The organism is Pseudomonas sp. NPDC087697 (assembly GCF_044743155.1).
In the GTDB taxonomy this organism is placed as follows: Bacteria; Pseudomonadota; Gammaproteobacteria; order Pseudomonadales; family Pseudomonadaceae; genus Aquipseudomonas.
The window spans coordinates 1-24183 of the sequence record NZ_JBIUVW010000010.1; the positions used below are offsets into that span (position 1 = coordinate 1).

24 protein-coding genes are annotated in these 24183 nt (G+C 58.4%); 19 read left to right on the plus strand and 5 right to left on the minus strand.

Going from position 1 to position 24183, the window contains the following annotated elements; translation table 11 throughout:
- The 5 genes from hutU to ACIPIN_RS09900 form a co-directional block, all read left to right on the plus strand.
- The coding region (gene hutU / locus ACIPIN_RS09880; protein WP_401117916.1) for a urocanate hydratase at nucleotides 1–1002 on the plus strand (1002 nt) is incomplete at its 5' end.
- Nucleotides 1003–1296: 294 nt separating this feature from the next.
- Nucleotides 1297–2061 carry a transporter substrate-binding domain-containing protein gene (locus tag ACIPIN_RS09885; RefSeq protein ID WP_401118149.1) on the plus strand — a complete coding sequence of 255 codons (765 nt, stop codon included), beginning with the start codon at nucleotides 1297–1299 and terminating at the stop codon, nucleotides 2059–2061.
- Nucleotides 2062–2173: 112 nt separating this feature from the next.
- On the plus strand, nucleotides 2174–2845 hold the full coding sequence (locus tag ACIPIN_RS09890) for an ABC transporter permease (protein ID WP_401117918.1): 672 nt from the start codon (nucleotides 2174–2176) through the stop codon (nucleotides 2843–2845).
- A 21-nt stretch (nucleotides 2846–2866) separates the two neighbouring features.
- Complete coding sequence (locus tag ACIPIN_RS09895) at nucleotides 2867–3604, plus strand: ABC transporter permease (protein ID WP_401117920.1); 738 nt, start codon at nucleotides 2867–2869, stop codon at nucleotides 3602–3604.
- 18 nt (nucleotides 3605–3622) lie between these two features.
- Nucleotides 3623–4414 carry an ABC transporter ATP-binding protein gene (locus ACIPIN_RS09900; RefSeq protein ID WP_401117922.1) on the plus strand — a complete coding sequence of 264 codons (792 nt, stop codon included), beginning with the start codon at nucleotides 3623–3625 and terminating at the stop codon, nucleotides 4412–4414.
- A gap of 149 nt (nucleotides 4415–4563) precedes the next feature.
- On the opposite strand, the gene ACIPIN_RS09905 is transcribed toward ACIPIN_RS09900, so the two are convergent.
- Entirely contained in the window at nucleotides 4564–5478 is a 915-nt protein-coding gene (locus tag ACIPIN_RS09905) for a LysR substrate-binding domain-containing protein (RefSeq protein ID WP_401117923.1), read from the minus strand.
- 106 nt (nucleotides 5479–5584) lie between these two features.
- Between ACIPIN_RS09905 and ACIPIN_RS09910 the strand changes: the two genes are divergently transcribed.
- The 5 genes from ACIPIN_RS09910 (at nucleotide 5585) to ACIPIN_RS09930 (ending at nucleotide 10071) form a co-directional block, all read left to right on the plus strand.
- Nucleotides 5585–6373 (plus strand): 2OG-Fe(II) oxygenase, encoded by a 789-nt coding sequence (locus ACIPIN_RS09910; RefSeq protein ID WP_401117925.1) that lies wholly within the window; start codon nucleotides 5585–5587, stop codon nucleotides 6371–6373.
- Between the two features lie 95 nt (nucleotides 6374–6468).
- Nucleotides 6469–7326 carry a transporter substrate-binding domain-containing protein gene (locus ACIPIN_RS09915; protein ID WP_401117926.1) on the plus strand — a complete coding sequence of 286 codons (858 nt, stop codon included), beginning with the start codon at nucleotides 6469–6471 and terminating at the stop codon, nucleotides 7324–7326.
- Nucleotides 7327–7580: 254 nt separating this feature from the next.
- Nucleotides 7581–8516: a LysR family transcriptional regulator gene (locus ACIPIN_RS09920; protein WP_401117928.1), complete on the plus strand. Its 936-nt coding sequence runs from the start codon at nucleotides 7581–7583 to the stop codon at nucleotides 8514–8516.
- 140 nt (nucleotides 8517–8656) lie between these two features.
- Entirely contained in the window at nucleotides 8657–9415 is a 759-nt protein-coding gene (locus tag ACIPIN_RS09925) for an SDR family oxidoreductase (RefSeq protein ID WP_401117930.1), read from the plus strand.
- 254 nt (nucleotides 9416–9669) lie between these two features.
- On the plus strand, nucleotides 9670–10071 hold the full coding sequence (locus ACIPIN_RS09930) for an ester cyclase (protein ID WP_401117932.1): 402 nt from the start codon (nucleotides 9670–9672) through the stop codon (nucleotides 10069–10071).
- Nucleotides 10072–10569: 498 nt separating this feature from the next.
- On the opposite strand, the gene ACIPIN_RS09935 is transcribed toward ACIPIN_RS09930, so the two are convergent.
- Nucleotides 10570–11160 carry a TetR family transcriptional regulator gene (locus ACIPIN_RS09935; protein ID WP_401117934.1) on the minus strand — a complete coding sequence of 197 codons (591 nt, stop codon included), beginning with the start codon at nucleotides 11158–11160 and terminating at the stop codon, nucleotides 10570–10572.
- A 149-nt stretch (nucleotides 11161–11309) separates the two neighbouring features.
- Between ACIPIN_RS09935 and ACIPIN_RS09940 the strand changes: the two genes are divergently transcribed.
- From ACIPIN_RS09940 to ACIPIN_RS09955, 4 genes are all read left to right on the plus strand, one after another.
- Nucleotides 11310–12410 carry an alkene reductase gene (locus tag ACIPIN_RS09940; RefSeq protein WP_401117936.1) on the plus strand — a complete coding sequence of 367 codons (1101 nt, stop codon included), beginning with the start codon at nucleotides 11310–11312 and terminating at the stop codon, nucleotides 12408–12410.
- A 54-nt stretch (nucleotides 12411–12464) separates the two neighbouring features.
- A complete protein-coding gene (locus ACIPIN_RS09945) occupies nucleotides 12465–13253 on the plus strand; it encodes an SDR family NAD(P)-dependent oxidoreductase (protein ID WP_401117938.1) in 789 nt (262 codons plus the stop codon).
- An 83-nt stretch (nucleotides 13254–13336) separates the two neighbouring features.
- Complete coding sequence (locus tag ACIPIN_RS09950; protein ID WP_401117940.1) at nucleotides 13337–14206, plus strand: alpha/beta fold hydrolase; 870 nt, start codon at nucleotides 13337–13339, stop codon at nucleotides 14204–14206.
- A gap of 68 nt (nucleotides 14207–14274) precedes the next feature.
- Nucleotides 14275–15273 carry an NADP-dependent oxidoreductase gene (locus tag ACIPIN_RS09955; RefSeq protein WP_401117942.1) on the plus strand — a complete coding sequence of 333 codons (999 nt, stop codon included), beginning with the start codon at nucleotides 14275–14277 and terminating at the stop codon, nucleotides 15271–15273.
- Between the two features lie 663 nt (nucleotides 15274–15936).
- Here the strand turns inward: ACIPIN_RS09955 and ACIPIN_RS09960 are convergent.
- Together ACIPIN_RS09960 and ACIPIN_RS09965 are read right to left on the minus strand one after the other, a co-directional pair.
- Nucleotides 15937–16158 (minus strand): hypothetical protein, encoded by a 222-nt coding sequence (locus tag ACIPIN_RS09960; protein WP_401118158.1) that lies wholly within the window; start codon nucleotides 16156–16158, stop codon nucleotides 15937–15939.
- Between the two features lie 421 nt (nucleotides 16159–16579).
- Nucleotides 16580–16960: a type 1 fimbrial protein gene (locus tag ACIPIN_RS09965; RefSeq protein WP_401117944.1), complete on the minus strand. Its 381-nt coding sequence runs from the start codon at nucleotides 16958–16960 to the stop codon at nucleotides 16580–16582.
- 371 nt (nucleotides 16961–17331) lie between these two features.
- Here ACIPIN_RS09965 and ACIPIN_RS09970 point away from each other — a divergent pair, with 371 nt between their 5' ends.
- The 5 genes from ACIPIN_RS09970 (at nucleotide 17332) to ACIPIN_RS09990 (ending at nucleotide 23483) form a co-directional block, all read left to right on the plus strand.
- Nucleotides 17332–17877: a fimbrial protein gene (locus tag ACIPIN_RS09970; protein ID WP_401117946.1), complete on the plus strand. Its 546-nt coding sequence runs from the start codon at nucleotides 17332–17334 to the stop codon at nucleotides 17875–17877.
- Nucleotides 17878–17970: 93 nt separating this feature from the next.
- Nucleotides 17971–18696 carry a molecular chaperone gene (locus ACIPIN_RS09975; RefSeq protein WP_401117948.1) on the plus strand — a complete coding sequence of 242 codons (726 nt, stop codon included), beginning with the start codon at nucleotides 17971–17973 and terminating at the stop codon, nucleotides 18694–18696.
- Nucleotides 18697–18713: 17 nt separating this feature from the next.
- Nucleotides 18714–21356, plus strand: a complete 2643-nt coding sequence (locus ACIPIN_RS09980; RefSeq protein WP_401117950.1) for a fimbria/pilus outer membrane usher protein — start codon at nucleotides 18714–18716, stop codon at nucleotides 21354–21356.
- 166 nt (nucleotides 21357–21522) lie between these two features.
- Nucleotides 21523–22734 carry a fimbrial protein gene (locus tag ACIPIN_RS09985; protein WP_401117952.1) on the plus strand — a complete coding sequence of 404 codons (1212 nt, stop codon included), beginning with the start codon at nucleotides 21523–21525 and terminating at the stop codon, nucleotides 22732–22734.
- The gene (locus ACIPIN_RS09990; RefSeq protein ID WP_401117953.1) at nucleotides 22731–23483 is read left to right on the plus strand and encodes a molecular chaperone; all 753 of its coding nucleotides are present in this window, start codon (nucleotides 22731–22733) and stop codon (nucleotides 23481–23483) included. Before ACIPIN_RS09985 ends, ACIPIN_RS09990 begins: the two co-directional genes overlap by 4 nt.
- 10 nt (nucleotides 23484–23493) lie before the next feature.
- On the opposite strand, the gene ACIPIN_RS09995 is transcribed toward ACIPIN_RS09990, so the two are convergent.
- Nucleotides 23494–24144 (minus strand): response regulator, encoded by a 651-nt coding sequence (locus ACIPIN_RS09995; RefSeq protein WP_401117955.1) that lies wholly within the window; start codon nucleotides 24142–24144, stop codon nucleotides 23494–23496.
- Nucleotides 24145–24183: the final 39 nt, after the last annotated feature.

A 24183-nucleotide genomic window follows, 5' to 3' on the forward strand; every position in this document is an offset into this window, starting at 1 on the left:
CGCATCGCCAAATACACCAAGGAAGGCAAGGCGATTTCCATCGCTCTGCTGGGCAACGCGGCTGAAATTCTGCCGGAACTGGTTCGTCGCGGCGTGCGCCCGGACATGGTCACCGACCAGACCAGCGCCCACGATCCGCTCAACGGTTACCTGCCGGCCGGCTGGACCTGGGAAGAGTACCGCGCTCGCGCCAAGACCGAGCCGGCTGCCGTGGTCAAAGCCGCCAAGCAATCGATGGCCGTGCACGTTAAAGCGATGCTCGACTTCCAGAAAATGGGCATTCCGACCTTCGACTACGGCAACAACATCCGTCAGATGGCGCAAGAAGAAGGCGTCGAGAACGCCTTCGACTTCCCAGGCTTCGTACCGGCTTACATCCGTCCGCTGTTCTGCCGTGGTATCGGTCCGTTCCGTTGGGCTGCGCTGTCGGGCGATCCGCAAGACATCTACAAAACCGACGCCAAGGTCAAAGAGCTGATCCCGGACGACGCCCACCTGCACAACTGGCTGGACATGGCGCGCGAGCGCATCAGCTTCCAGGGTCTGCCGGCACGTATCTGCTGGGTGGGTCTGGGTCTGCGCGCCAAGCTCGGTCTGGCGTTCAACGAAATGGTCCGCAGCGGCGAGCTGTCGGCACCGATCGTGATCGGCCGAGACCACCTGGACTCCGGTTCGGTGGCCAGTCCGAACCGCGAAACCGAATCCATGCAGGACGGTTCCGATGCCGTGTCCGACTGGCCACTGCTCAACGCCTTGCTCAACACCGCGAGCGGCGCGACCTGGGTTTCCCTGCACCACGGCGGCGGCGTCGGCATGGGTTTCTCCCAGCACTCGGGCATGGTGATTGTCTGCGACGGTACTGACGAAGCGGCCGAGCGTATCGCTCGCGTGCTGCACAACGACCCGGCGACTGGCGTCATGCGTCACGCCGACGCGGGTTACCAGATCGCGATCGACTGCGCCAACGAGCAGGGCCTGAACCTGCCGATGATCACCGGTTGATCTGTCGGTCAGGGGCACATGGAGATGGGGAAGCTGTCCAGGCTGAAACCATTATGGGTGCGAATTAACCGGCTTAACTGACGGTTGGTTTTTATGGTTTTGTCTTGTGTGCACAAAAATAGTTGTGCGCACAGACATTGGAGATTCGGCCTGAGCCGGATCAGTTCGCAACACTCCATTGATTAGGCAGGAAGTATCAAGATGTCGAAGAAATCAAGCTGGATGGGTTCTGTAGCGCTCAGTGCAATGGTTCTGGCCTGTGCTCCGGCACTGCAGGCCAAAGAGTGGACCTCGGTGAATATTGCGACCGAGGGCGCCTATGAACCCTGGAACCTGACGCTCCCGGGTGGAAAAATCGGCGGTTTCGAACCGGAGCTGATGGATGTCATCTGCCCGCGCATGAAGCTCAAGTGCAACGTCGTCGTACAGAACTGGGACGGGATGATCGCCAGCCTCAATGCTGGTAAATTCGACGTACTGATGGACGCCATCGTCATCAACGAGGAACGCCAGAAGGTCATGGCCTTCTCGACGCCTTACGCCCAGACACCGGCCAGTTTCGTCGCGCTGAAAGCCGATCTGTTGCCGGGAAAAACCGGTGCTGACGCCGCCATCACCCTGGGCACCGACGCCAAGGAAGTACGTGCCGGCGTTGAAGAACTGCGCAAGGCACTCAAGGGCAAAACCATTGGTATCGCCTCCGGCACCATTTACACGTCATTCATTGATCAGAACTTCAAGGATGTGGCGACCATTCGTGAGTACGGCAGCTCGGCCGAAGCCATTCTCGATCTGCTGGCCGGCCGTATCGACGTCGCTTTCGATGACGTAACCTTTTTCAACTCGGTAATGGACAAGCCTGAGAACAAACCGCTGGTCTTTACCGGCCCGGTCATCAAAGGCCCGATCTGGGGTGAAGGCGAAGCGCTGGGCTTCCGTCAGAAAGACCCTGAGCTGAAAGCCAAGTTCGACACAGCCCTCAAGGAAGCCATGGCTGACGGTACGATCAAGAAATTGAGCGAGAAGTGGTTCAAGGCAGACCTTACCCCTAAGCAATGATTCTGAATGGCCCGGCACCGTAAAGGTTGCCGGGCCTGCTTAAACCTTTTCATAAGTGGGCCCCTCTATGAACGTCTTGCAGCTACTCAGTTTCGGTGACTCAGGCTGGGGAATGGCGCTGCTCAAGGCAGCGGGCATGACCGTGATATTGACCCTGGCAGCCCTGCTGGTGGGTGCGGTATTTGGCAGCTTGGTCGCTGCTGCCAAGCTATCCCGTCAGCGCAGTTTGCGCTGGCTGGGGGATCTGTATTCGATACTGTTCAGGGGGATCCCCGAGTTGCTGGTGATCTACCTGTTCTACTTTGGCGGAGCCAGTGTGGTAACAGCGGTTGGCCACTGGTTCGGCGGTGAAGGCTATATCGACGTGCCGCCTTTTCTGGTCGGGGCGTTGGCGGTCGGGCTGATTTCCGGCTCCTATCAGGCTGAAGTCTACCGGGGCGCTTTTCTCGCGGTATCGCGGGGCGAACTGGAAGCCGGACTGGCCATCGGCATGACCCGTGCGATGCGCTTCAAACGGATTCTGGTCCCCCAGGTGCTGCGATTCGCGCTGCCTGGGCTGGGCAATGTCTGGCAAATGAGTCTGAAAGACTCCGCGCTGATTTCAGTCATTGGTTTGGTGGAATTGATGCGTGCCAGCCAGGTCGCGGCCGGATCCACTCGTCAATATTTCACGTTCTATATCATCGGGGGCGCTGTGTACCTCATTCTCACTGGCCTGTCCGGTCGGCTTTTCCACATGGCTGAAGCTCGCGTGCGCCGTACGCGGCAGCGCAGCCCAGTCTAGTTCGAGTCGGGAGCGACACTTATGATCGATTTTCCGTTCCTCGCGGACACCATGCTCAAGCTTCTGGCCGCACTGCCCACCACGCTGACGCTGTTTTTCAGCTCATTGGTGATAGGCCTGACCCTGTCCGTCGGCATTGTCAGCCTGCGGGTCAGCCGCTGGTGGTTTTTCAGCTACCCAGCGCGGTTCTACATCATGTTGTTTCGCGGTACGCCGCTGCTGATTCAAATGTTCCTGATTTACTACGGACTGGGCCAGTTCCCGGCCATTCGCGATAGCTTCGCCTGGGTACTGCTCCGGTCGCCCTATGGCTGCGCGGTGGTTTCACTGGCCTTGTGTACCGCCGGTTACACCGCCGAAATCATTCGCGGTGGGCTGCTTAGCGTGCCACAGGGGCAGATCGAGGCGGGCAAGGCCGTGGGCATGTCGCCCTGGGAACTGCTACTCCGGATCATTGCGCCGGTTACCCTGCGCCAGGCCCTGCCGGCCTACTCCACCGAAGCCATTTTGCTGGTCAAGTCCACGGCGCTGGCCAGCCTGGTGACTGTCTGGGACGTCACTGGCGTCGCGCAACAGATCATCCAGCGCACCTATCGCACGATGGAAGTGTTCATTTGTGCAGCCTTGATCTACCTGGTGCTGAATTTCCTGGTCGTCCGTGCTGTCGCCTGGCTCGAGTATCGCCTCTCGCCGCATTTGCGTGAGCGGCCAGTCGACGCCATCAAAAAAGCCAGCCCTTCGCTGCCTACCCATTCCTGATTTGATACGGAGCATGCCATGAGCACTCAGCCCGCTTCAGCCTTGTCGGTAACTAACATCCAGAAGTCCTTCGGCAGCGCCCATGTCCTCAAGGGCATTTCCCTGGAAGCCCACAAGGGCGACGTGATCTCGATCCTCGGTGCCAGTGGATCCGGTAAAAGTACCTTCCTGCGTTGCATCAACCTTCTGGAAACGCCCGATCAAGGCATCATCAGCGTCAATGGTGAAGTGATCGAAATGAAGCAGCATGCCGACGGCCGCCAGACCCCGAGCAACAGTCGCCAGGTCGAGCGCATGCGCAGCTGCCTGGGTATGGTGTTCCAGAGCTTCAACCTCTGGTCGCACATGACGGTGCTGCAAAACGTCATCGAAGGCCCGATGCGGGTGCTCAAACGTTCCCGTGCCGAATGCATTGAGGAAGCAGAAGCCCTGCTGCACAAGGTCGGCCTGTATGATCGCCGCGACTATTACCCCGCTCACCTGTCCGGTGGTCAGCAGCAACGCGTAGCGATAGCGCGCGCGCTGGCGATGAATCCACAAGTCATGTTGTTCGACGAACCGACCTCGGCACTTGACCCTGAACTCGTTGGAGAGGTTTTGCGCGTAATGCGCTCTCTGGCTGAAGAAGGCCGCACCATGCTTGTGGTCACGCACGAGATGGGCTTTGCCCGGCACGTGTCAAATCGGGTGGTGTTCATGCATGGCGGCCTGATCGATGTGCAGGGTACGCCAGCAGAACTATTCGAAGGTTTGCCCAGCGAACGCTTTCGGCAATTCGTCTCCAGCCATCATGAGAGAAGTACCGAATAAACATCGCCCAGGGTGCGCGCCTTGGCGCGCACCCTGCCAGTCCGCTTCAGACTGGGTGAGAAGCGAAAGAGCACAGCCGGCAAAAGCAACTCACTTACTCATACGTTCCAATGAAGCGATCACGTTGGATTTCGCGGATACATCCGCGTCTACAGGTCCGCCTCAACTTTCGAAAGCTGCAACAACCCAATCAGCCTCTGCACATCCACCCGCCCCCGCTTGGCCGCAGGCACAAACGCACAATAAGCATGCCCCAGCTTCAATGACGCAGTAGAAAGCGCAATCAAACGCCCCGCCTCCAAATCCCGCTTCGCAATTACCTTCTGCCCCAAAGCAATCCCCATCCCCAGCTTCGCAAGGGTCACCGACAGGCTCGACAACCCCGAGCGGCGGCCATGTGCGGGGTCCGGCGAATAGTCGCCTACTTCGCTGGTGAACCAATCACTCCACGTAGGATGCGACGCATAGTGGGGTCCCCATTGGGTATGGATAAACAAACTTTCGTGAATCTGTGTGAGATCGAAGTCCTTGTTGCCGTGCCGATACCAAATCTCCGGCGCGCAAACCGGCAGCACTTCGTCATGGAACAAGGGGATGGCCTCAAACGAGGGGTAGTGATAATCCCCATAGCTGACGCGAAGATCCACGTCATGCCGGGCGAGGTCGACCGGGTCATCTTCCACGCGAACATCCACCGACAGTTGTGGGTAGATCTCCAGCAGCTCTGACAACTTCGGGGCCAGCCAGCATTCGGCCAGGGAAAACGGCACGCTGACAATAAGCCGTGTGCGCATTTCACCTTCGAGTATGCGCACGGTCATCGCGGCAATGTCACCCAGCGCCCGAGAGGTTTGCGGATAGATCGCCAGACCGGCGTCGGTGAGGGCCAGGCGGTTGCCGTTGCGTACGAAGAGTTTCTTGCCGAAATAGTCTTCCAAATGGCGAATCTGCTGGCTGACGGCCGCCGATGACACGCCCAGTTCTGCCCCCGCCAGCACAAAGCTGCCCAGCCGTGCTGCGACTTCGAAGGTCCGAACGGCATTGAGGGGTGGTAACCGTTGCATGAGCGCGTCTCCCATAAGTTTTACTAGGGGGATCCTAACAATTTATGCCGTTGTTACGAAGATTTTCATGGGGTACGTTGCAGCCATCTACAACGAGAGGGTCATCATGAACAACGTCATAGATCTTGAGCGCTATCCACTCGACCGTGAAGGCAGCGAAGAGTGGAACCGCTTGGTTGAGAAGTCCCGAAACGAGCTGAACCTGAACGGCATGTTCAATCTGGAAGGCTTTATCGCAGAGGACAAAGTGCGCCTGGCGGCCGAGCAAATTCAGCCGACCATGAACAGCGAATCCCATACCCACAGCCGCACGCACAATATCTACTTCAAACCGCAGATCGAGGGCTTGGCGGCGGATCATCCGGCATTACGCAACGTCGAGACGGTCAGCCATACCCTGTGCGCAGACCAACTCAAGGGCAGCCTTGTCAGTGACGTCTACGAGTACCCGCCCCTGGTGGCCTTTCTGGCCGCCGTCATGGAGAAGCCGCACTTGCACGTGATGGCCGACCCCTTGGCGCGCGTCAACGTGATGAGCTACCGCCAGGGCGAGACCTTGAATTGGCACTTCGATCGCTCCGAATTCACCACCACGCTGATGCTGCAGGCCCCCGAAGAAGGTGGCGAATTCCAGTACCGCAACGACTTGCGCACCAGTGATGATCCCAACTACGCCGGCGTGGCCGAACTGCTTGAGGGGCGTGATCCCCAGGTGCAGACACTCAAGCTGCGCGCCGGCACGCTCAATGTGTTTCGCGGTAAAAACACGGCGCACCGCGTCACCCCGGTCAAGGGTAACCGCGAACGGATGGTGGCGGTTTTCTCGTACTACGAAAAACCCGGCGTGCTGTTCAGCGCTGAGGAACAACTGGGCTTTTACGGCCGAACGGCCTGACTCGTACGCAACACCCTAATAAAAGTCCCTCGACTCGCCTTATGGCGGTCATTGCTTGCCCCTGCCGATCCTTTTCGAACTCTTTGGGGAAACACATGCATTCCATCACTCGCTTTACCCGAAACCTGCTCGCCTGTACCGCCCTGGGCAGCAGCCTGCTGTTTACTGGCATGGCCGCTGCCAAGGACTGGACAACGGTTCGTGTGGCCACCGAAGGGGCTTACGAACCCTGGAACACCACACTGCCCAACGGCGAGATTGCCGGTTTCGAACCTGAACTGCTGAAGGACCTGTGCGCGAGGATCCAGCTTGAGTGCAAGCTTCAAGCCCAGGACTGGGACGGGATGATCGCGGGGCTTAACGCCAACAAATTCGACATGCTGATGGATGCCATCGTGATTACCCCGGAGCGTGAGGCCATCGTCGCTTTCTCACAGCCGTATGCGGCCACGCAGGGTGTGTTTGTCAGCTCAACGCCAGCGGTGATTTCAAGCGCCCCGAGCGATGAAGTGGTCAAGCTCAGCGGTGATCGGAACAACGACCAGGCCACCATCGATCAACTGCGCTCGCTGGTCAAAGGTAAGGTCATTGGTATTCAGTCCGGCACGGCTTACACGGACTTTGTGGAGAAAAACTTTAAAAGTGTCGCGACCATCCGGGTCTACAAAAAGTCCGGCGAGCACATGATGGACCTGAACGCAGGCCGCATTGATTTTGCTTTCGATGACGTGACGTTTTTCTCCTCCGTGCTGCAAAACCTGGAAAACCAGGCGGTGCATATGGTCGGCCCCAAGATAGGTGGGCCCATCTGGGGCCCGGGCGAGGCCCTGGCGTTCAGGAAGGGTGATACTGACTTGAAGGAAAAATTCAACCATGCCCTGAGCGCAGCCCTGGCGGATGGGACGGTCGAACAGCTGTCGAAGAAGTGGTTCAAGGCCGACATAGCGCCTTAGGGAAGGCTGCTCGCCACGGCATGACGAGCCGTGGCGCGCTGATGGTCACCGCGACCTCAGGGCGCTAAGGTGACATCAGCCTGGCCGCTGAACCCGTACGACCGCGAGGCTTTCTTCGGTGGCACGGAGGTGGGTTACACGGACTATCCTTTCTACACCGAAGCTGCCTGATACTCTGCACCACCGGCAACTGGGGGCCATAGCTGCTCCCAACTGCCCATGGACACCTATTTCGTTTCCAAAGAAGTGCTTATATGAAGGACCTTTTCACCTACAGGCTGTTCACAAGGGTGGCGCGACTGGGCAGTTTTTCGGCCGCGGCACGCGAAATGGGTCTTTCTCAATCCCAGGTCTCCAGGGTTGTTGCCGAACTCGAAGCCGATCTCGGCACCCTGCTTTTGGCGAGATCGACACGCGCAGTTGTACCCACTGAGGCGGGGGCGGATTTTCTGTCGCGCATGGAGCCGATCCTTGCAGCAGTGGAAGAAGCCGAGCAGAGCGTTCGCGCAGGTGGAGAGCTGCGTGGCGTCGTCCGGATCAGCATGCCAACGAGCATCGGCGTCAGGGAAATCATTCCGCGTATAGCTCCGTTCGCGGCAATACATCCCAACCTGCATATCCAGGTCCTGCTCGCTGATCACTGGCAAGATCTGGTCCGCGAAAATATCGATGTTGCGATAAGGCTGGGGCGGCTATTGGATTCCAGTGCAACAAGCCGTCAGATCATGACAATCTCCAGGTTCATTCTCGCCTCCCCCTCCTACTTGCGCGCCGCTGGAGAGCCGACTACACCGGAAGACCTGCAATCACATCGAATCATTGCAGGTCCAGCCTCGACTGTCCCGAGCGGCTGGATGTTCACTCGCAATGGAGAGACCAGGACAATTCAGCTCGAGGCTCACTTCTCGACCGACGAAAATGAGGGAGCTGTCGCAGCCGCAGCCGCTGGGTTGGGGATCACGTCGACAACGGCCTGGGCATGTCGGCGTGAGCTTGAAAGTGGTGAACTCGTCACACTGCTCACCGATTGGGAGACCGAATCCGTACCTGTCCATGCCTACTTCCCCCATGGCTCGCGTACCCGGAGTGCCGGCCGTGCCTTGATCGAGCATCTTGTATCCAGCCTTCTTGGCGAGGGCTGCGACGCGCTCGGAACACATCGCGACAATACCTATGCATCCCATACATAGAAGATAGCGAGCCAGAGTGGCTACTCTGATCCCGCCGCACCTGCCAATTTAGTGCCGTCATCCCGCACGACGCATCGGTCGACCTTTTCATCCGAGCGGCGCGCTGGACGCCCTTACTTCATCAATCAAGGAGAAGTGTCATGCGTATGACCGGCAATACTATCTTCATCACCGGCGGCGGCTCCGGTATTGGCCGAGGCTTGGCCGAAGCCTTCCACACGCTCGGCAATAAGGTGATCATCTCTGGCCGGCGCAAGGAGCGGCTGCAGGAGACGCTCGACGCCAACCCTGGCATGGCCGCAATTGAGCTAGACATTACTGATCCGGGCAGCATCCAGGCGTCAGCGCAGACGCTCATCTCCAATTATCCGGACGTGAATGTGCTGATCAATAATGCCGGCATCATGATGCTGGATCACGCGGACGGGCCGGTGGACGATGCGCTCGCACTGTCGACCGTCACCACTAACCTCCTCGGTCCGATCCGCATGACCTCGGCGCTGGTCGAGCATCTGAAGGCACGGCCTGATTCGGTGATCGTCAACGTCTCCTCCGTTCTCGGCTTCGTGCCGATGGCAGTGACGGCGGTCTATTCGGCGACCAAGGCAGCACTCCATTCCTACACGCTGTCACAGCGCTACCTGCTGCGGGGACATGGCATCCAACTGGTCGAAATCGCGCCGCCCTGGGTACGCACCGAGCTGCTCGATAGCAGCGAGGAAGAGCGCGCTATTCCTCTCGACCAGTTCATTACTGAAGCGATGACGCAGTTCGAGAGCGGCGTGGACGAAATCCTCGTCTCTCCAGCCGAGGCTATGCGTGCCAACCCCGGCCCGAACGAACATGCGTGGGTCAATCAGTTCAACGACATGATCGCAGCCGGGCCGACTTTGGGCTGACCGCGCCGGGCGGCCTCAGCGGTCGCCTGCCCCTCACATGGCTAGGCTCTGTACGAAAACTCGCCGAGCGGCGATCAGGCAAGGCAAAAACAGACGAGGAAGCGGAGTTTAGGCCCCTAAATGAGCATTATCCGCTGCGCGGCCCCTTCGGGCCGTCCTTCGGGCGTTCTCACTCCGTTCGTCCGAGCCTGTTTTTAACGCAGCCTGGTCGACGCGCAGGCAGTTTTCGTACAGAGCCTGACAGGATCAAGACTATGACCGCACACACACCCGCCGAGAACAAGGCAATCGTTCTCGAAGGCTTCGAAACCCTATTCAATCGCAAGGATCTGGCTGCGGCCGAACACTTCTGGTCGCCCTCCTACATCCAACATAGTGCTCATGTGCCCCCAGGTCGCGAGGGCCTGTTCGGTCTGGTCGCCACGGGGCCGGCCGATCTGCGTTACGAATGCCAGCTCGCTGTGGCGCAAGGCGATTTCGTCATGCTGCACGGCCGGTTCTCTGGACTCGGCCAGCCGACAAACTGGGTCGTTGTCGACATCCTGCGTCTCGAGGACGGCGTGATGGTCGAACATTGGGACGTCATCCAGGATGAGGCGACACGGGAAAGCTCCGTCGGCGGCCATCCCATGTTCGGCGATCACTTCCCGGACTGACGCCCACTGAAGACAACGCGCAGGCTCTGCAAGGAGTTTGAGTTATTGCCCTACGCGTTGATGAGAGAAAGGGATGATCCACTACAATCGTCTACACGATGCAGGAAGACTTCATGCTGCGTTCGACGCGCGTACGAATTGCGCGTCACCTTGAAAGACTTTTCTTTGGACGAAAAAAATGGACCTCTTTTCAGAGGTCCATTTTTTAATGCTTGGAGCGGGAAACGAGACTCGCATCTAGCGTCCTACTTATTGAAATCTAAGGGATTTATTTTATTCCTGAAGCAGGAAAGGCATCAGTTACACAGGTTTTGCCTCCAGAAACGTCCGCACCATCGAACCCCCCCACCCTCACACTCACCGCTGATTCAAAACCGATTGTTGGTACCTCAAAATTGTCAGTGGTAATGGGCAGAAATCGGCCAAAAGCCGACTTTCGGGTCCGTGCATCAAAATCGAAGTTATACCGAAAGCCACGCCTTGAATGAGATCCACCCTCTACACCTCCTCCTCCACTTCATCGACCGGCAACGAAGCAAACATTTCAGCGCGGCACACCTCAAGGATCTCATCCGCCAGCGCGGAATCATCCGGGCAGGCACGCGACAAAATAATCGCACCGACAGCACGAGACAGCAGGTCGATCATTTTCATTCTCCCCTCACCCGGCGCGGCATCCGGACCTGTCGGATATTTGTCCCCCAGGGTTTGCAGGGTGTGCTCGATCCCTTCGGCAAACGTCGCTTTCAAATCGTCCGATTGACGCGCCGCGTCGCCACACAACGCGGCCATGGTGCAACCGCTGCCACGTCCGTCCCGATGTTCTCTCGTCACATAGACGTCGATGAAGCCCGGAACATCGAGCGCTTCAGCGCCTGCCAGCGATTTGGAAAGACTGTTGGCAGAGGCTTCGGCCATCAGGTCGGCCTTCGAGCCGAAATGCTTGTAGAAACCTCCGTGGGTGAAACCGGCAGCCGCCATGAGATCCGCCACGCCGACGCCATCAAAGCCGCGCTCACGGAACAGCCCAGAGGCCGTCTCGACGATGTGCTCCCGATTGGCCTGCGCCTGGGCCTTGGTCACTCTCACGTGCAATACCTCGTGTCCACTGGGAAATCATGCGCCCAATGATACATAGATGTTGGCCATAATCAAAACCGTTGACAGTTTAGATTTCGATCATCATCCTAATTGCACGCACAACCGATATCCATCAACGGGCACGGAAGAAATACCAGATGACCGACCAGAATCTGTTCACCCCTTACACGCTTGGCGCCCTCACGCTGTCGAACCGTATCGTCCTCGCGCCGCTGACACGCAACCGCGCAGGCGAAGGCTTTGTGCCAAGCGAGTTCGCGGCCACCTATTACAGCCAACGCGCTTGCGCAGGCTTGCTGATCAGCGAAGCCACGCAGATTTCCCAACAGGGTCAGGGCTATCAGGACACCCCCGGGATCTACACGCTGGCGCAGATAGATGGCTGGCGCAAAGTGACCGATGCCGTCCACGCCAAGGGCGGAAAAATCGTCCTGCAACTGTGGCATGTCGGCCGCGTGTCGCACGTTGATCTGCAAGAAAACGGCGCCGCTCCCGTGGCCCCTTCTGCGCTGCGCGCCGCCACCAAAGTGTTCGTCAACAACCGCTTTGAAGACGTCTCCGAGCCGCGCGCACTGGACATCAGCGAACTACCGGGGATCGTCTCCGATTTCCGCCAGGCCGCGGCAAACGCTGTCGCCGCCGGGTTCGATGGCGTGGAGATTCACGGCGCGAACGGCTATTTGCTGGATCAATTCCTCAAGGACAGCGCCAACTTGCGCACCGATGCTTACGGCGGTTCGATTGAAAATCGTGCGCGTCTGTTGCTCGAAGTGACGGCGGCCGTCGTCAATGAGATCGGCGCGGATCGCACCGGTGTGCGCTTGTCGCCGGTGTCGCCGGCCAATGGCGTTTCCTGCAGCGATCCGCAGGCGCAATTCGATTATGTCGTCGATCAACTCGACGCCCTCGGCGTCGTTTACCTGCACATGGTCGAAGGCGCGACCGGTGGCCCGCGTGACGTGGCGCCATTCGATTTCGGCGCCCTGCGCCAGCGCTTCAAAAACACCTACATCGCCAACAACGGCTATGACCTGGACCTGGCGACTTCGCGGCTCGCCGAAGACCAGGCCGATCTGATCGCGTTCGGTCGCCCATTCATTGGCAACCCGGATCTGGTGGAACGCCTCAAGACCGGCGCGCCGTTGTCCGCCTTCAATCCCGCCACCCTCTATGGCGGCGGCGCGGCAGGCTACATCGACTACCCGATGATGGCTGAATCGAGCGCCGCTGCAAGCTGAGCAATCAGTGACCGCGCTTTCTGTTTTCACACATCCTGAAAGAGAGATGACCCCATGAGCACTCGCCCTACCGTTCTCATCACTGGCGCCTCCACCGGCATTGGCGCCGTCTACGCCGAGCGCTTCGCGCAACGCGGCCACGATCTGGTAATGGTCGCCCGAGACCAGGCACGCTTGGACGCACTTGCAGCCCGGTTACGCAGCGAACACGACGTCGCCATCGATGTGATTTCGGCGGATCTGACCCAACTCAGCGATCTGACAACCGTTGAAGCACGCCTGCGCGACGACGCCCGTATCGGCATCCTCGTCAATAACGCCGGCGCCGGGCTGTCCGGCAACTTCATCGACCAAAGCACCGACAGCGTTGCGCAACTGGTCGCCCTCAACACCACGGCGCTGGTGCGGCTCGCCAGCGCCATCGCCCCACGCCTGGCCAAAGCAGGCGACGGCGCGATCATCAACATCAGTTCGGTGGTGGGTCTGGCGCCGGAGTTCGGCATGTCGGTCTACGGTGCGACCAAGGCGTTTGTGCTGTTCCTTTCCCAAGGCCTGAGCCTGGAACTTTCGCCCCTAGGCGTCTACGTGCAAGCCGTGCTGCCGGCCGCCACCCGCACGGAGATCTGGGATCGCTCCGGCATCGACATCAACACCTTGAGCGAAATCATGGAAGTGGGCGATCTGGTGGATGCCGCGCTGGTCGGTTTTGATCGTCGCGAGCCGGTGACCATCCCGCCGCTGCACGAAGCTGAACGCTGGGATGACCTGCAGACCGCACGTCAGGGCCTGCTGGAGCAGATCCGCCAGTCTGCGGTTGCCCAGCGCTACCAAACCCAACAGTGATCTTTTGTAGCGAACACCCGCGCAGGATTCGATGCAGGCGCGCAAGGCACTGCATCGAATGCGGCCCTCTGTTCGGAGTAGACATGACCCCCACGGATACACAAAACCACGCTGGCTCGCAGACGTCGTTCGTCAACGCGGCGAACCAGTCGATCACGGTCAACGGCATTCCCTTCGCCTATCGCGACATCGGCTCCACGACCGACGTGCCCCTCGTACTGTTCAACCATTGGGGCGCGGTGCTGGACAACTTCGACCCCGAGATCATCGATGGCCTGGCACAAACACGGCGCGTCATTGCCACCGACTATCGCGGCATCGGCGGCTCTGGTGGAACCGCGCCACTGACGGTCGGCGAAATGGCTGACGATGCCATCCAACTGATACGTGCGCTGGGTTTCGAGACAGTCGACGTGCTCGGTTTTTCACTCGGCGGCTTCGTCGCTCAGGACATCGCCCTGAAGGCGCCCGAATTGGTACGCCGATTGATTCTCACCGGCACCGGGCCGGCCGGCGGCACCGGTATCGACAAGGTCGGTTCGGTGGCATGGCCATTGATGATCAAAGGCTTGCTGACCTTGCGAGATCCCAAGTTCTACCTGTTCTTTACTTCGACTCCCAATGGCCGCCGAACCGCGTCGCAGTATTTGAAACGCCTGAAAGAACGCAAAAAAAATCGCGACAAAGGCCCGACGCCCAGCGCTTTTCGACGACAGTTGAAAGCCATCACCTCGTGGGGCAAACAGGCACCACAAAACCTCGGGCGCCTGCGAACGCCGACACTGATCGTCAACGGCGACAACGACATCATGGTGCCCAGCGTTAACTCGATTGCGCTGGCCAACCGCATCCCCAACGCACAACTGGTTATTTATGAAGATGCCGGGCACGGCAGCATTTTCCAGCACTACGCTGACTTTGTGGCCAAGGCGCTGGCGTTCCTTGATGCCTGACAACGCAGAACATCAACGTCGCAAACGCTCCGGCAACCCTCATTCCAACCGACAAGAGCCGCACCACGATGAAGGCATTTTTAATTGATCGCTATGGCAAGAACACCGGGCGCATTGGCGAAGCGCCCGACCCCGCGGTGGGCGCCCACGACGTCTTGATTGAAGTACACGCCAGCAGCGTCAACCTGCTGGATTCGAAGATCAGGAAAGGCGAATTCAAACTGATCCTTCCCTATTCATTTCCGCTGGTACTGGGCAATGACCTGGCGGGCGTCGTGGTTCAGGTTGGCTCGCAAGTGAAACGGTTCAAACCGGGAGACGAAGTCTACGCCCGCCCGCCCGAAGCGCGGATCGGGACTTTCGCCGAATTGATCGCCGTGAACGAAAACGCAATCGCACTGAAACCCGCCAATACCAACATGGCACAAGCCGCGTCCATCCCCTTGGTCGCACTGACCGCCTGGCAAGTGCTGGTCGAAACCGCCCAACTGAAAAAGGGCCAGAAAGTGCTGATCCACGCCGGCTCCGGCGGCGTCGGCACCCTCGCCATCCAGCTCGCCAAACACCTCGGCGCCTTTGTCGCGACCACCACCAGCACCTCGAATGTCGAATGGGTGAAGGCGCTGGGGGCCGATACGGTGATCGACTACAAACAGCAGAACTTCGAAAGCGTCTTGCACGACTACGACGTGGTGTTGAACAGCCTCGGCGCCGACGTACTGGAGAAGTCACTCAAGGTCCTGAAGCCCGGTGGCCAGCTCATTTCCATCTCAGGGCCACCCACTGCGCAGTTCGCGCAGGAGCAGGGGTTGTCCTGGCCATTGAAGCAAGTCATGCGCCTGCTGAGCCTCGGCATTCGGCGCAAGACGCGCAAGCATGACGTCAGCTACGCGTTCGTGTTCATGCGGGCCAATGGCGCCCAATTGCAACAAATCACCGCGCTCGTTGAGGCCGGAATCATCAAACCTGTGGTTGATCGCACCTTCACCTTTGAATCAACGGCGGAGGCGTTGAAGTACGTCGAGCAAGGACGAGCCAAGGGCAAGGTCGTTGTTACAATCAAATGACTGTCCCGCCTATCGATGACTCGACTGAGACGACCGTAGAGGCTGAGCATTTTTTACCGCTTCAGCAGTCATCATCTGAGCTGAACGAGGTGACTTCGCCGGGATTGCAGAAACAGGAAGAGCTGCAACCGGACGTTGTGTCTGTTAAACCGCCAGTGATCGTTTGGCGTAGTTTGATGCTTGAGCAGTAGGACGAAACTGGTTGCATGGATGGGGCCGCCAGCACGGCTATCCGTCAATGTTTGTTTAAGATTTTGGCCACGCGTTTACATGACACTCAGCGTTACGTCCCGCAGGCTACAACGCTTTGCGCCATTGCCTACGACTACGCCAGAATCCGCCGGTTTGTGCGCCTTGGGGCGCGGGTTCTATCGTTCGGCGGTCACTGAAAAACAGTGATCGGGTTTGGTAGCCCGCTCTCCACATGGCGTATCGCGGCACCTTTTGCAGATGCTATTTCGCGTCTGCTTGATGGTGGCCATGCGCAGGGCGTCTTCGGGCGCGCCGGTTTTTCCATGTGGGCCGGTCTACCAACCATTCGTTTGGTAGCGAGAGTGATGGCTCCTTTAACCACATATGGAGTGTCACCTATGTTCAAACCAACGCCGAATCCGTCGGAAACAGACCCGGCCTCCCCCTACGAATCACTCAACTCCAAAAAACTTAACGAAGCATCTGGTAATAAATGCTGCTCGCTGTGTGAATGCCCCACGACGCCACCGCGTCGTTGTCCATACCGGGATCGATGTCACCTCCCAGCGCGATAATCCGACAGGTAAGCGAGGTGATCAGCGTTGAAACCAAGGCCATAATCACCAAAATGGAAAATAGCTGAGGCGGTATCAAACCAAGGCTGGGGGCGATATTCAGCACCACCAACTCCATGGGCACGCATATTCATGCAACGAACTGGAACGATCCACATCTACACGGGGCCACAGCGATGACAGAATTACTGAACGAGCCGGATTTGGCTGTCGGTTTCGCCGAGAGCCTGGATAAGGGTGTTCGCCCGTCGGCCACACTGCAGCAGATCGAGTTGTCGTGACCGCCGGGAGAACGAAGACACCTTAACCAGAGGCCAGCTCAACGTCTTTAAGACGATTCTTAATCCATCACATAAACACAGCATGCCGGTGAACGACAGGCGAGAAATACTCATGCCTGTAATCAAGTGCCGCTTGGGCCAAGGTCAGGGAGTGTGATGGTCAATGCGCAGAGGTGCAGGTTCGTGATGTATGACGGTGTTTTTTTGAGTGCGATTAAAATGTCTACGGGTTCAGAGGCGATTCACTAAGCCCCATTCTCAGGGATAAGTCAGGCTAATCAGGTAAGCCCCTGAGCTTACCGGTTTTCCAGCACTGTCCACCAAGGCGTATTGCTGGTCGTAATAGCGGCCATCTTGACGTTTGTCGTCAACCAACTTCACACCTACGCGAGAATGATTGACTGCACCGACAGAGCGAACTGGCTCGATGCTACGCACGCTGATAGCGCTGCCTCGCGCAAAATTCGGGCAGCCGTAGAGCCCAAAGGTCGACCCATCCTCCAAATGTAACGTACAGCCCGTGTCGACAATACTGCCGGAAAAATGGATGACGCCTTGAGCCATAGGTGTGGCCGCCACGCACGCACTACTGAATGCGAAGAACAAACTGAAACCAACTGACAAACGCGTACCGTTCATGTTGAACGCTCCTTAGTAGTGTAAGGACTACGTCGTCAGTCTAGATGAAGTCTTGAGGCTTTTAGGAAATGTCTGATGGATTTTCGCTGGAATTGCCAACGGTGTTGCAGCAAGGGTTGAGCGCAGGGATATAAAGTCAGACCCGCGCAATAGATCGACTAGCGAGCCATGGGCGATACTGAACGAGCCCCATGAAAGACAAGGTGACCTCAGAAAGCAACGCCAACACGCACCGCTTTAAGAACTGTCTGATTAAACGGAACGCTTCAAATCTTTATTGTTGAGTTGTCCGGACAAACATTGTTTTGAGCCCGGACCAGCAGCCATCCCTGACGGACGCCTGCCTAATCAACCTTTAAAGGAGTTTCATTTTGAAGCGCACCGCTCTGATCCTTGCCATGTACACCTTCCCTGTTCTGGCTTTTGCTGCCAGCGGCAACACCATCAGCTTCAAAGGTCAGGTTTCCGACCAGACCTGCCAAGTGTCGGTCAACGGCAACGCCGCTAACCCGATCATTCTGCTGCCTACCGTTGCCGCCAGCGACTTGAGCGCTGTCGGCAGCACCGCCGGACAAACTCCATTCACCATCGCGGTCAGTGGTTGTACTGCACCGACTTCGGGCTTGGCCATCAAGACCACTTTCCTGGGCAAAGACGTGACCACCGCCGGTAACCTGGGTAACTCCAGCGGTGCCACCAAAGGCGGTGCCACCAACGTGCAAATTCAGTTGATGGACGCCGACAAAGGCGGCAAGCCGGTAGTGCTGAACGGTATCACTTCCGTTGCAGGCCTGGCACTGGCCGCCGGCGAACAGACCGCCAGTCACGACTTCGCAGTGCGTTACATCAGCGAAACCGGCGGTGCCACTGCCGGTACCGTTTCGGCTTCCGCGCAGTACTCCCTCGACTACCTGTAACACCGCAAGACGGCTCGTCGGCATCCACCTTGGGTGCCGGCCCCCCCCCACCTCCCCTTCGAACTTCACTCCGCCCTCTGGAAGGAGATTGCCATGACTCGCCTGAAGAAAATTGCGCTCGCCGTGAGCCTGCTGATAGGCGCAACTGTCGCGAGCGAGTCGTTCGCCAGCGTCGTGATGACCGGTACTCGCGTGATTTATCCCGCTTCGGCACGGGAAAAAGCAATACAGCTGACTAACCACGATACCCATCCCTACCTGGTGCAGCTGTGGCTCGATAAGGGAAACAAACACTCCACCGCACAAACCGCGGACGCGCCCTTTGTCGCCAGCCCGCAGATTTTCCGGATCAATGCCAACAGCGGTCAGGTGGTACGCCTGATCTATAGCGGCGACAACCTGCCGACCGATCGCGAATCGGCCTTCTACCTCAACTTCGTGCAGATGCCCGCGATGAAGGCCAGCGAACAGGAAGCCAACAAACTCCTGTTGATCATCAGCAGCCGTCTCAAAGTGTTCTACCGCCCCAATGACCTGGCAGGCAATCCCGACGCGTTGAGCGACTCGCTGACCTTGACCCTGCAAGGCCTGGACATTGTTGTCAGCAACGACAGCGGTTACTTCGCCACCGTCCGCGATGCCGCCATCGTCAGTCCCGGCAAGGTCCGCACCTTGACCAAAGACGTGATGATCGCCCCCAAATCAAAAGCGCGCTGGGCAATCACCCGCGACATCCGACCTGTCAGCGGCGACATCGTGCGCCTGACCCTGGTCAACGATTTCGGTGCCGACGTTTCCACTGATATGCCCCTCCATTAATCGGCCTGGATTCAGTCATGCCTTTAGACAGTGTCCCTCCGTTCAAACTCAAACCCGGTCTGCGAGACGAGCGTCGGCTCAACGTCGTCATGCGCTATTCGTTCCTGGTCATCGCCATTCTGCCGAGTGCCGGATTCGCCTCTACCGAACCGCAAACCCAGGCAGCCGACAATACCTATCTGTTCGACGACAACATGATGTTCGGCGGCGGCTCGCTGTCACGATTCAACCGCCTGAATGCCATTGAACCGGGACAATACAAGGTCGACCTCTTCATCAACGGCCGTTTTGTCGAGCGTGTCGACTTGCGCTTCGTCGATCAAGGCAAGGGGAATGTGCAGCCGTGCCTTTCCAGCCAACTGCTGGAGCAAGCCGGCGTACTGAAAGAGGCGATCAAAAGCCCAGGCGACGACTCGTGCATGGTCCTGGCAAAAGCTGTCGAGGGCGCGGCCACTGCATTCGATTTCTCCCTGTTGCGCCTGGACCTGAACATCCCTCAGAGCCTCATGCTGCGCTACCCGCGCGGCTACGTGGCGCCGGAAAATCTGGAGGGTGGCGACACCATTGGCTTCGTCAACTACAGCGCCAGCCAATACCATGTGACCCGCAGCGGCGACTACGCCAACAGTTCGGACTCCAGCTACATGGCGCTCAATAGCGGTTTGAACATTGGCCTGTGGCGACTTCGGCAGCAAGGCAACCTGCGCTACGACACCGACAACGGCAGCCACTGGAATACCACCCGCAGTTATGTTCAGCGAGCGCTGCCCGTTATCAAGGGTGAAATGACCCTCGGCCAGGGCTTCACCAGCGGCCGGTTCTTTTCCGGGCTGAGCTACACCGGGGTCGAAATCGCCTCTGACGACCGCATGCTGCCTGAGTCCGTGCGCGGTTATGCGCCCGCAGTCCGGGGCATTGCCAAGACCAATGCCCAGGTGATCGTGCGGCAGAATGGCAAAGATATTTATCAGGCCAACGTGGCGCCGGGACCATTCGAGATCACTGACCTGTACTCGACCAGTTACAACGGTGACCTGAAGGTTTTGGTGACCGAAGCCGATGGCACCGTCAGCACCTTCACCGTGCCGTTCTCGGCGGTTCCCGAGTCCCTGCGACCGGGCAATTCTCGTTACAGCGTCGCCGTGGGCAAAAGTCGTGATATCGGTGACAGCGACCCGTTCACCGAAATGACCTATCAGCGTGGGCTGACCAACAGCATTACCGCCAACAGCGGATTGCGCCTGGCCGAGGGTTATCAGTCAATGGTCATCGGCGGAGTCTACTCCAACGTGCTGGGTGCATTCGGCCTGGACACCACCTACTCAAGGGCAGACATGCCCAGCGAAGGACAACTCGATGGCTGGATGGCGCGACTGTCCTATAGCCGGACGTTCCAGCCAACGAACACCACGCTGTCGATTGCCGGCTATCGCTATTCCACTGAAGGCTATCGCGACCTCGGCGACGTACTCGGAGTACGCGAATCCATTCGTAGTGGCGAAACCTGGCAGTCGAGCAGCTACCTGCAGCGTTCGCGCTTCGAAGTCTCGATCAATCAAAGCCTGCAGGCGTATGGCACAGTTTTCCTTTCCGGGTCGACCCAGGACTATCGCAATGGCCGCGAGCGCGACTCACAGTTGCAGTTCGGTTATGCCAACAGCCTGCGCAACAACGTCAGTTTCAACCTGTCGGTCGCTCGCCAAACCACCGGCAGCTACCTGAACCGGACGTCCGGCAGTAGTTACGATGACCAGAGTCAGAACGCGTTGCAGACCGGCTACACGAACAACTCACGCACCAACGGCAGCAGCGAAACCGTCACCTTGTTGTCGGTTTCGTTTCCACTGGGCAGCCCGGCTCGGGGCAATGCGCCTTATCTCAGCAGTTCGGTGAGCCACAGTGCGACATCGGGTAACGCCTATCAGACGTCGCTGTCGGGGACCCAGGGCAAGGATCAGAGCCTCAGTTACGGCGTCGATTTTTCCCGGGATGACTACCAGAAACAAAACACCTGGAGTGGCAATCTGCAGAAGCGTCTGCCTAACGCATCGGTCAGTGCCAGCGCGTCGAAAGGCCAGGATTACTGGCAAGCGTCGGGCAGTGCCCGTGGCGCCTTGGCCGTGCACAGCGGAGGAGTGACCTTCGGCCCCTACCTGAGCGATACCTTCGCCTTGGTCGAGGCCAAAGGCGCCAATGGAGCAACCGTAATGAACAGCATGGGCGCGAAGATCGACAACAACGGCTACGCCCTCGTGCCGTCCTTGACGCCTTACCGCTACAACACCGTGGCGCTGAATCCCGAGGGCATGAACGAAAAGGCTGAACTGGACGAGGGTCAGAGACGCGTGGCGCCCTATGCCGGCGCCGCAGTGAAAGTCGATTTCAAGACCCGCGCCGGTAACGCGATTCTGCTCAAGGCCGTGCGTGCCAATGGTCAGGCCGTGCCCATGGGGGCCGACGTGCTGGACGACAACGCCAGCGTGATCGGGATGGTCGGCCAGGGCAGCCAGGCCTACCTGCGTACGGACAAACTCAAGGGTACGTTGACCGTGCGCTGGGGCGATGCCAAGGCAGATAGCTGCGAGATGCGCTTCGACCTGGCGAAACAGGATGTGAGTCAGGCCCTGATCAAACTCGACAGTGCGTGCGTGGCACCCTGACCGAATGGTTGCCGGAGCATGTGCCCCCGGCTTGAATTTTTCTCTTTGTCCGAGGTTTTCAATGTTCGATTCCCGCCCACTGTTCATCCTTTCAGCTCTCGTACTGGGCATAATCGCACTGCCGTCCGCCCAGGCTACCTGTAAGCGTATCTACAACGGCGAAAACGTGAAAGATAACAACACAGCACAGCTGACCTTCGGCCGGGTCAACTTGACCAGCACCTACATGCAGCCGGTAGGCACGCCTCTGGGCAGCGTCGTGGTGTCGGCGGGCAGCTCACCGGGCCTGACCGCTGAAACTGTGTTGTGGGAGTGCGACGTGAGGGATGCCAACGAAATCTACGAGGTTTTCGCCACCAACGGCGATGACCGTGTCGGCGGCTATTGGGAAATCGGCAATGGTAAAGGGACAACGCTCAATGATGGGTTGCCCAACTACTTCGCTACCTGGTTTCCCTACGTCGCCCTCAAGTTGACCCATTTGAACTCGGGAGAGCCGTTCACTCGTTATTGGCAACAAAGCAAGATCACTCAATACGACACTGTCGGCACCAAAATCCAGATCAAGGCCAAGCACCTGAGCCTGATCCAGGCGGATCTGGCTAGGGTTTCAAGCCTCCCACCTTCTTCAGGGTCAGGCAGTAACTATTGCGGTGGGATGGCAGCGTCCAGCGGCAGTGGCACCTATAGCTACACCTGTAACCAACCCAACGGTTACATTCAGTTTCGCGGCGGCGGCATCGCGCACGACAAAATCGGCTCCGACTCCAACACCAGCTACGTGTTCTGGGGTCAGCACAACGGTGTTGGTTTCGGTGTGCGCTCCGCTGCATCCATCAGCTATACGGCGACTTGCGTGGCCCGCAACGTCACGCCTGTGGTGACCTTCTCGCGCGTGACTGCAGCCGAACTCAATCAGGGCCAAACCCGGGAAACGGAATTTACCATCGGCCTGGAATGCAGCGACACCACCGCCTCCGGTATCGGCACCAATCAGACCGCCCTCGGCATCCAGGTCGCCAATGCGTCCTACGTCAAGGCTCAGCAACTCAACCTGCTGACCAATCGCGGCGGTGTCAGATATCTGGTTTCAAACGGGTATGGTACCGACCCTTCGGTGGCAACGGGGGTTGGCATCAGTCTGCGCAACAGCAGCACCGACACTGCCATGAATTTTCTGGGTTGGGCGGCCACCGGCACCGGTGCCTCAGGCGGTTGGTATCCGGTCAAGGACGGTGCCAGCGCCGCAGGCAGCAGTGCGTCGGGCTACACCAACTACGCGCAGACCATTACCGCCATTCTCAGCAGCCTGCCGGGCCTGACCGCCACACCGGGCAAGGTGAATGCCACCGCATATGTGCTGGTGAAAGTGCAATGAAAACACTCAAGGTTGTATCGCTGCTGTTATGCCTAGGTCTGCTGCCTATTGCTGGACAATCCGCCCAGGCCGGGGTCATGGCTGAACAGACCCGGTTGATCTTTACCGAAGGCCAGCGCCAACGTTCGTTGATGCTGGCCAACACCAATACCTACCCAGTGGTGGTGCAAACCTGGATCGACAATGGCGAAGGCGACCGTGCTCCGGAAAACGCCGTAGCCCCCATGATCGCCCTGCCCTCGGTGTTTCGTTTGCAACCCGGAGCGCTGCAAGGGTTACGGATTATCTACAGCGGCGACCCCTTGCCTAAGGACCGCGAGTCGGTCATATGGCTGAACCTCTACGAGATTCCGCCAGCCAAGGCCCATGCGACCGACACAACCCAGGTCGCCGTGGCGATGAACACCCAGATGAAGATTTTCTACCGCCCCAAGGGACTGTCCTCGTTGCCCGAACAAGTCCCCGCCGCCCTGACCTTCCGCCTGGAAAAACAGAACGCAGACTGGGTGCTGGTATGCCGTAACAACAGCCCTTATCACGCGTCGTTTTCTTCACTTCGACTGGTCACTGGCGCAGGCGAGCAACCTGTCACCAAAAGCCTCGACATGATGGCCCCTCCGTTGAGCGAAAAACGCTACGGCCTGGACTTGTCCACTTCCACAGATACGGGTGCAATCCAGGTGCGCTACACCCTGATTGATGACAACGGACATTACCAGGACGGCAACGCGACACTCCAGCCACACTGAACCGCCACGCTCAAATCAGGTTCATGCCGATACAGAACGTCAGCAACGCATGATCGTTGTCGACCTTAAGCTTGCGCATCGAGGTGATCTTTTGTGTGCTGACGGTTTTCACGCTGCGATTCTGCGCTTGGGCAATGTCGCGCACACTCATGCCGCTGGCGAACAGCCGCAACACTTCGAACTCCTTGACCGACAGGCTGGCGATACGCTCCTCCATGCTTTCCAGAGGGGCCTTCACCACGCTGTCAGTCACCTGCAGAACTTGCCCGTGATAGCGATTACCTTTGGCCAGTGAGTCGAGGGCCAGCGGCAGCTCTTTCAAGTCACCATTTTTCAACACGACCCCGCCCACCCCCAGGTCATACAGGCGCGACAAAATCAACTTGTTCGAGAGCATGGTGAGCACCAGCAACTTGACCTCGGGAAAATGTCGGATCAGGTACTCGATCAGCTTGACCCCGTCACCATAGATATCATCGCCCGGCATGTTGTAGTCGGTGATGACTATGTCGGGTTTCTCGCAACGCAGCAGTTCGACCAACTCGCTCGAGGTCTGTGCCTGGGCAACAATGCTGTAGCGCTCGTCGCGCTCGATGAATTCAGTCACACCCATCAGGACGATGGGATGATCATCCGCCAACACGATACGTATCTTTTCCATATGCCCACTTCAATTTCCAAATGCTGCTGCACTGACTGT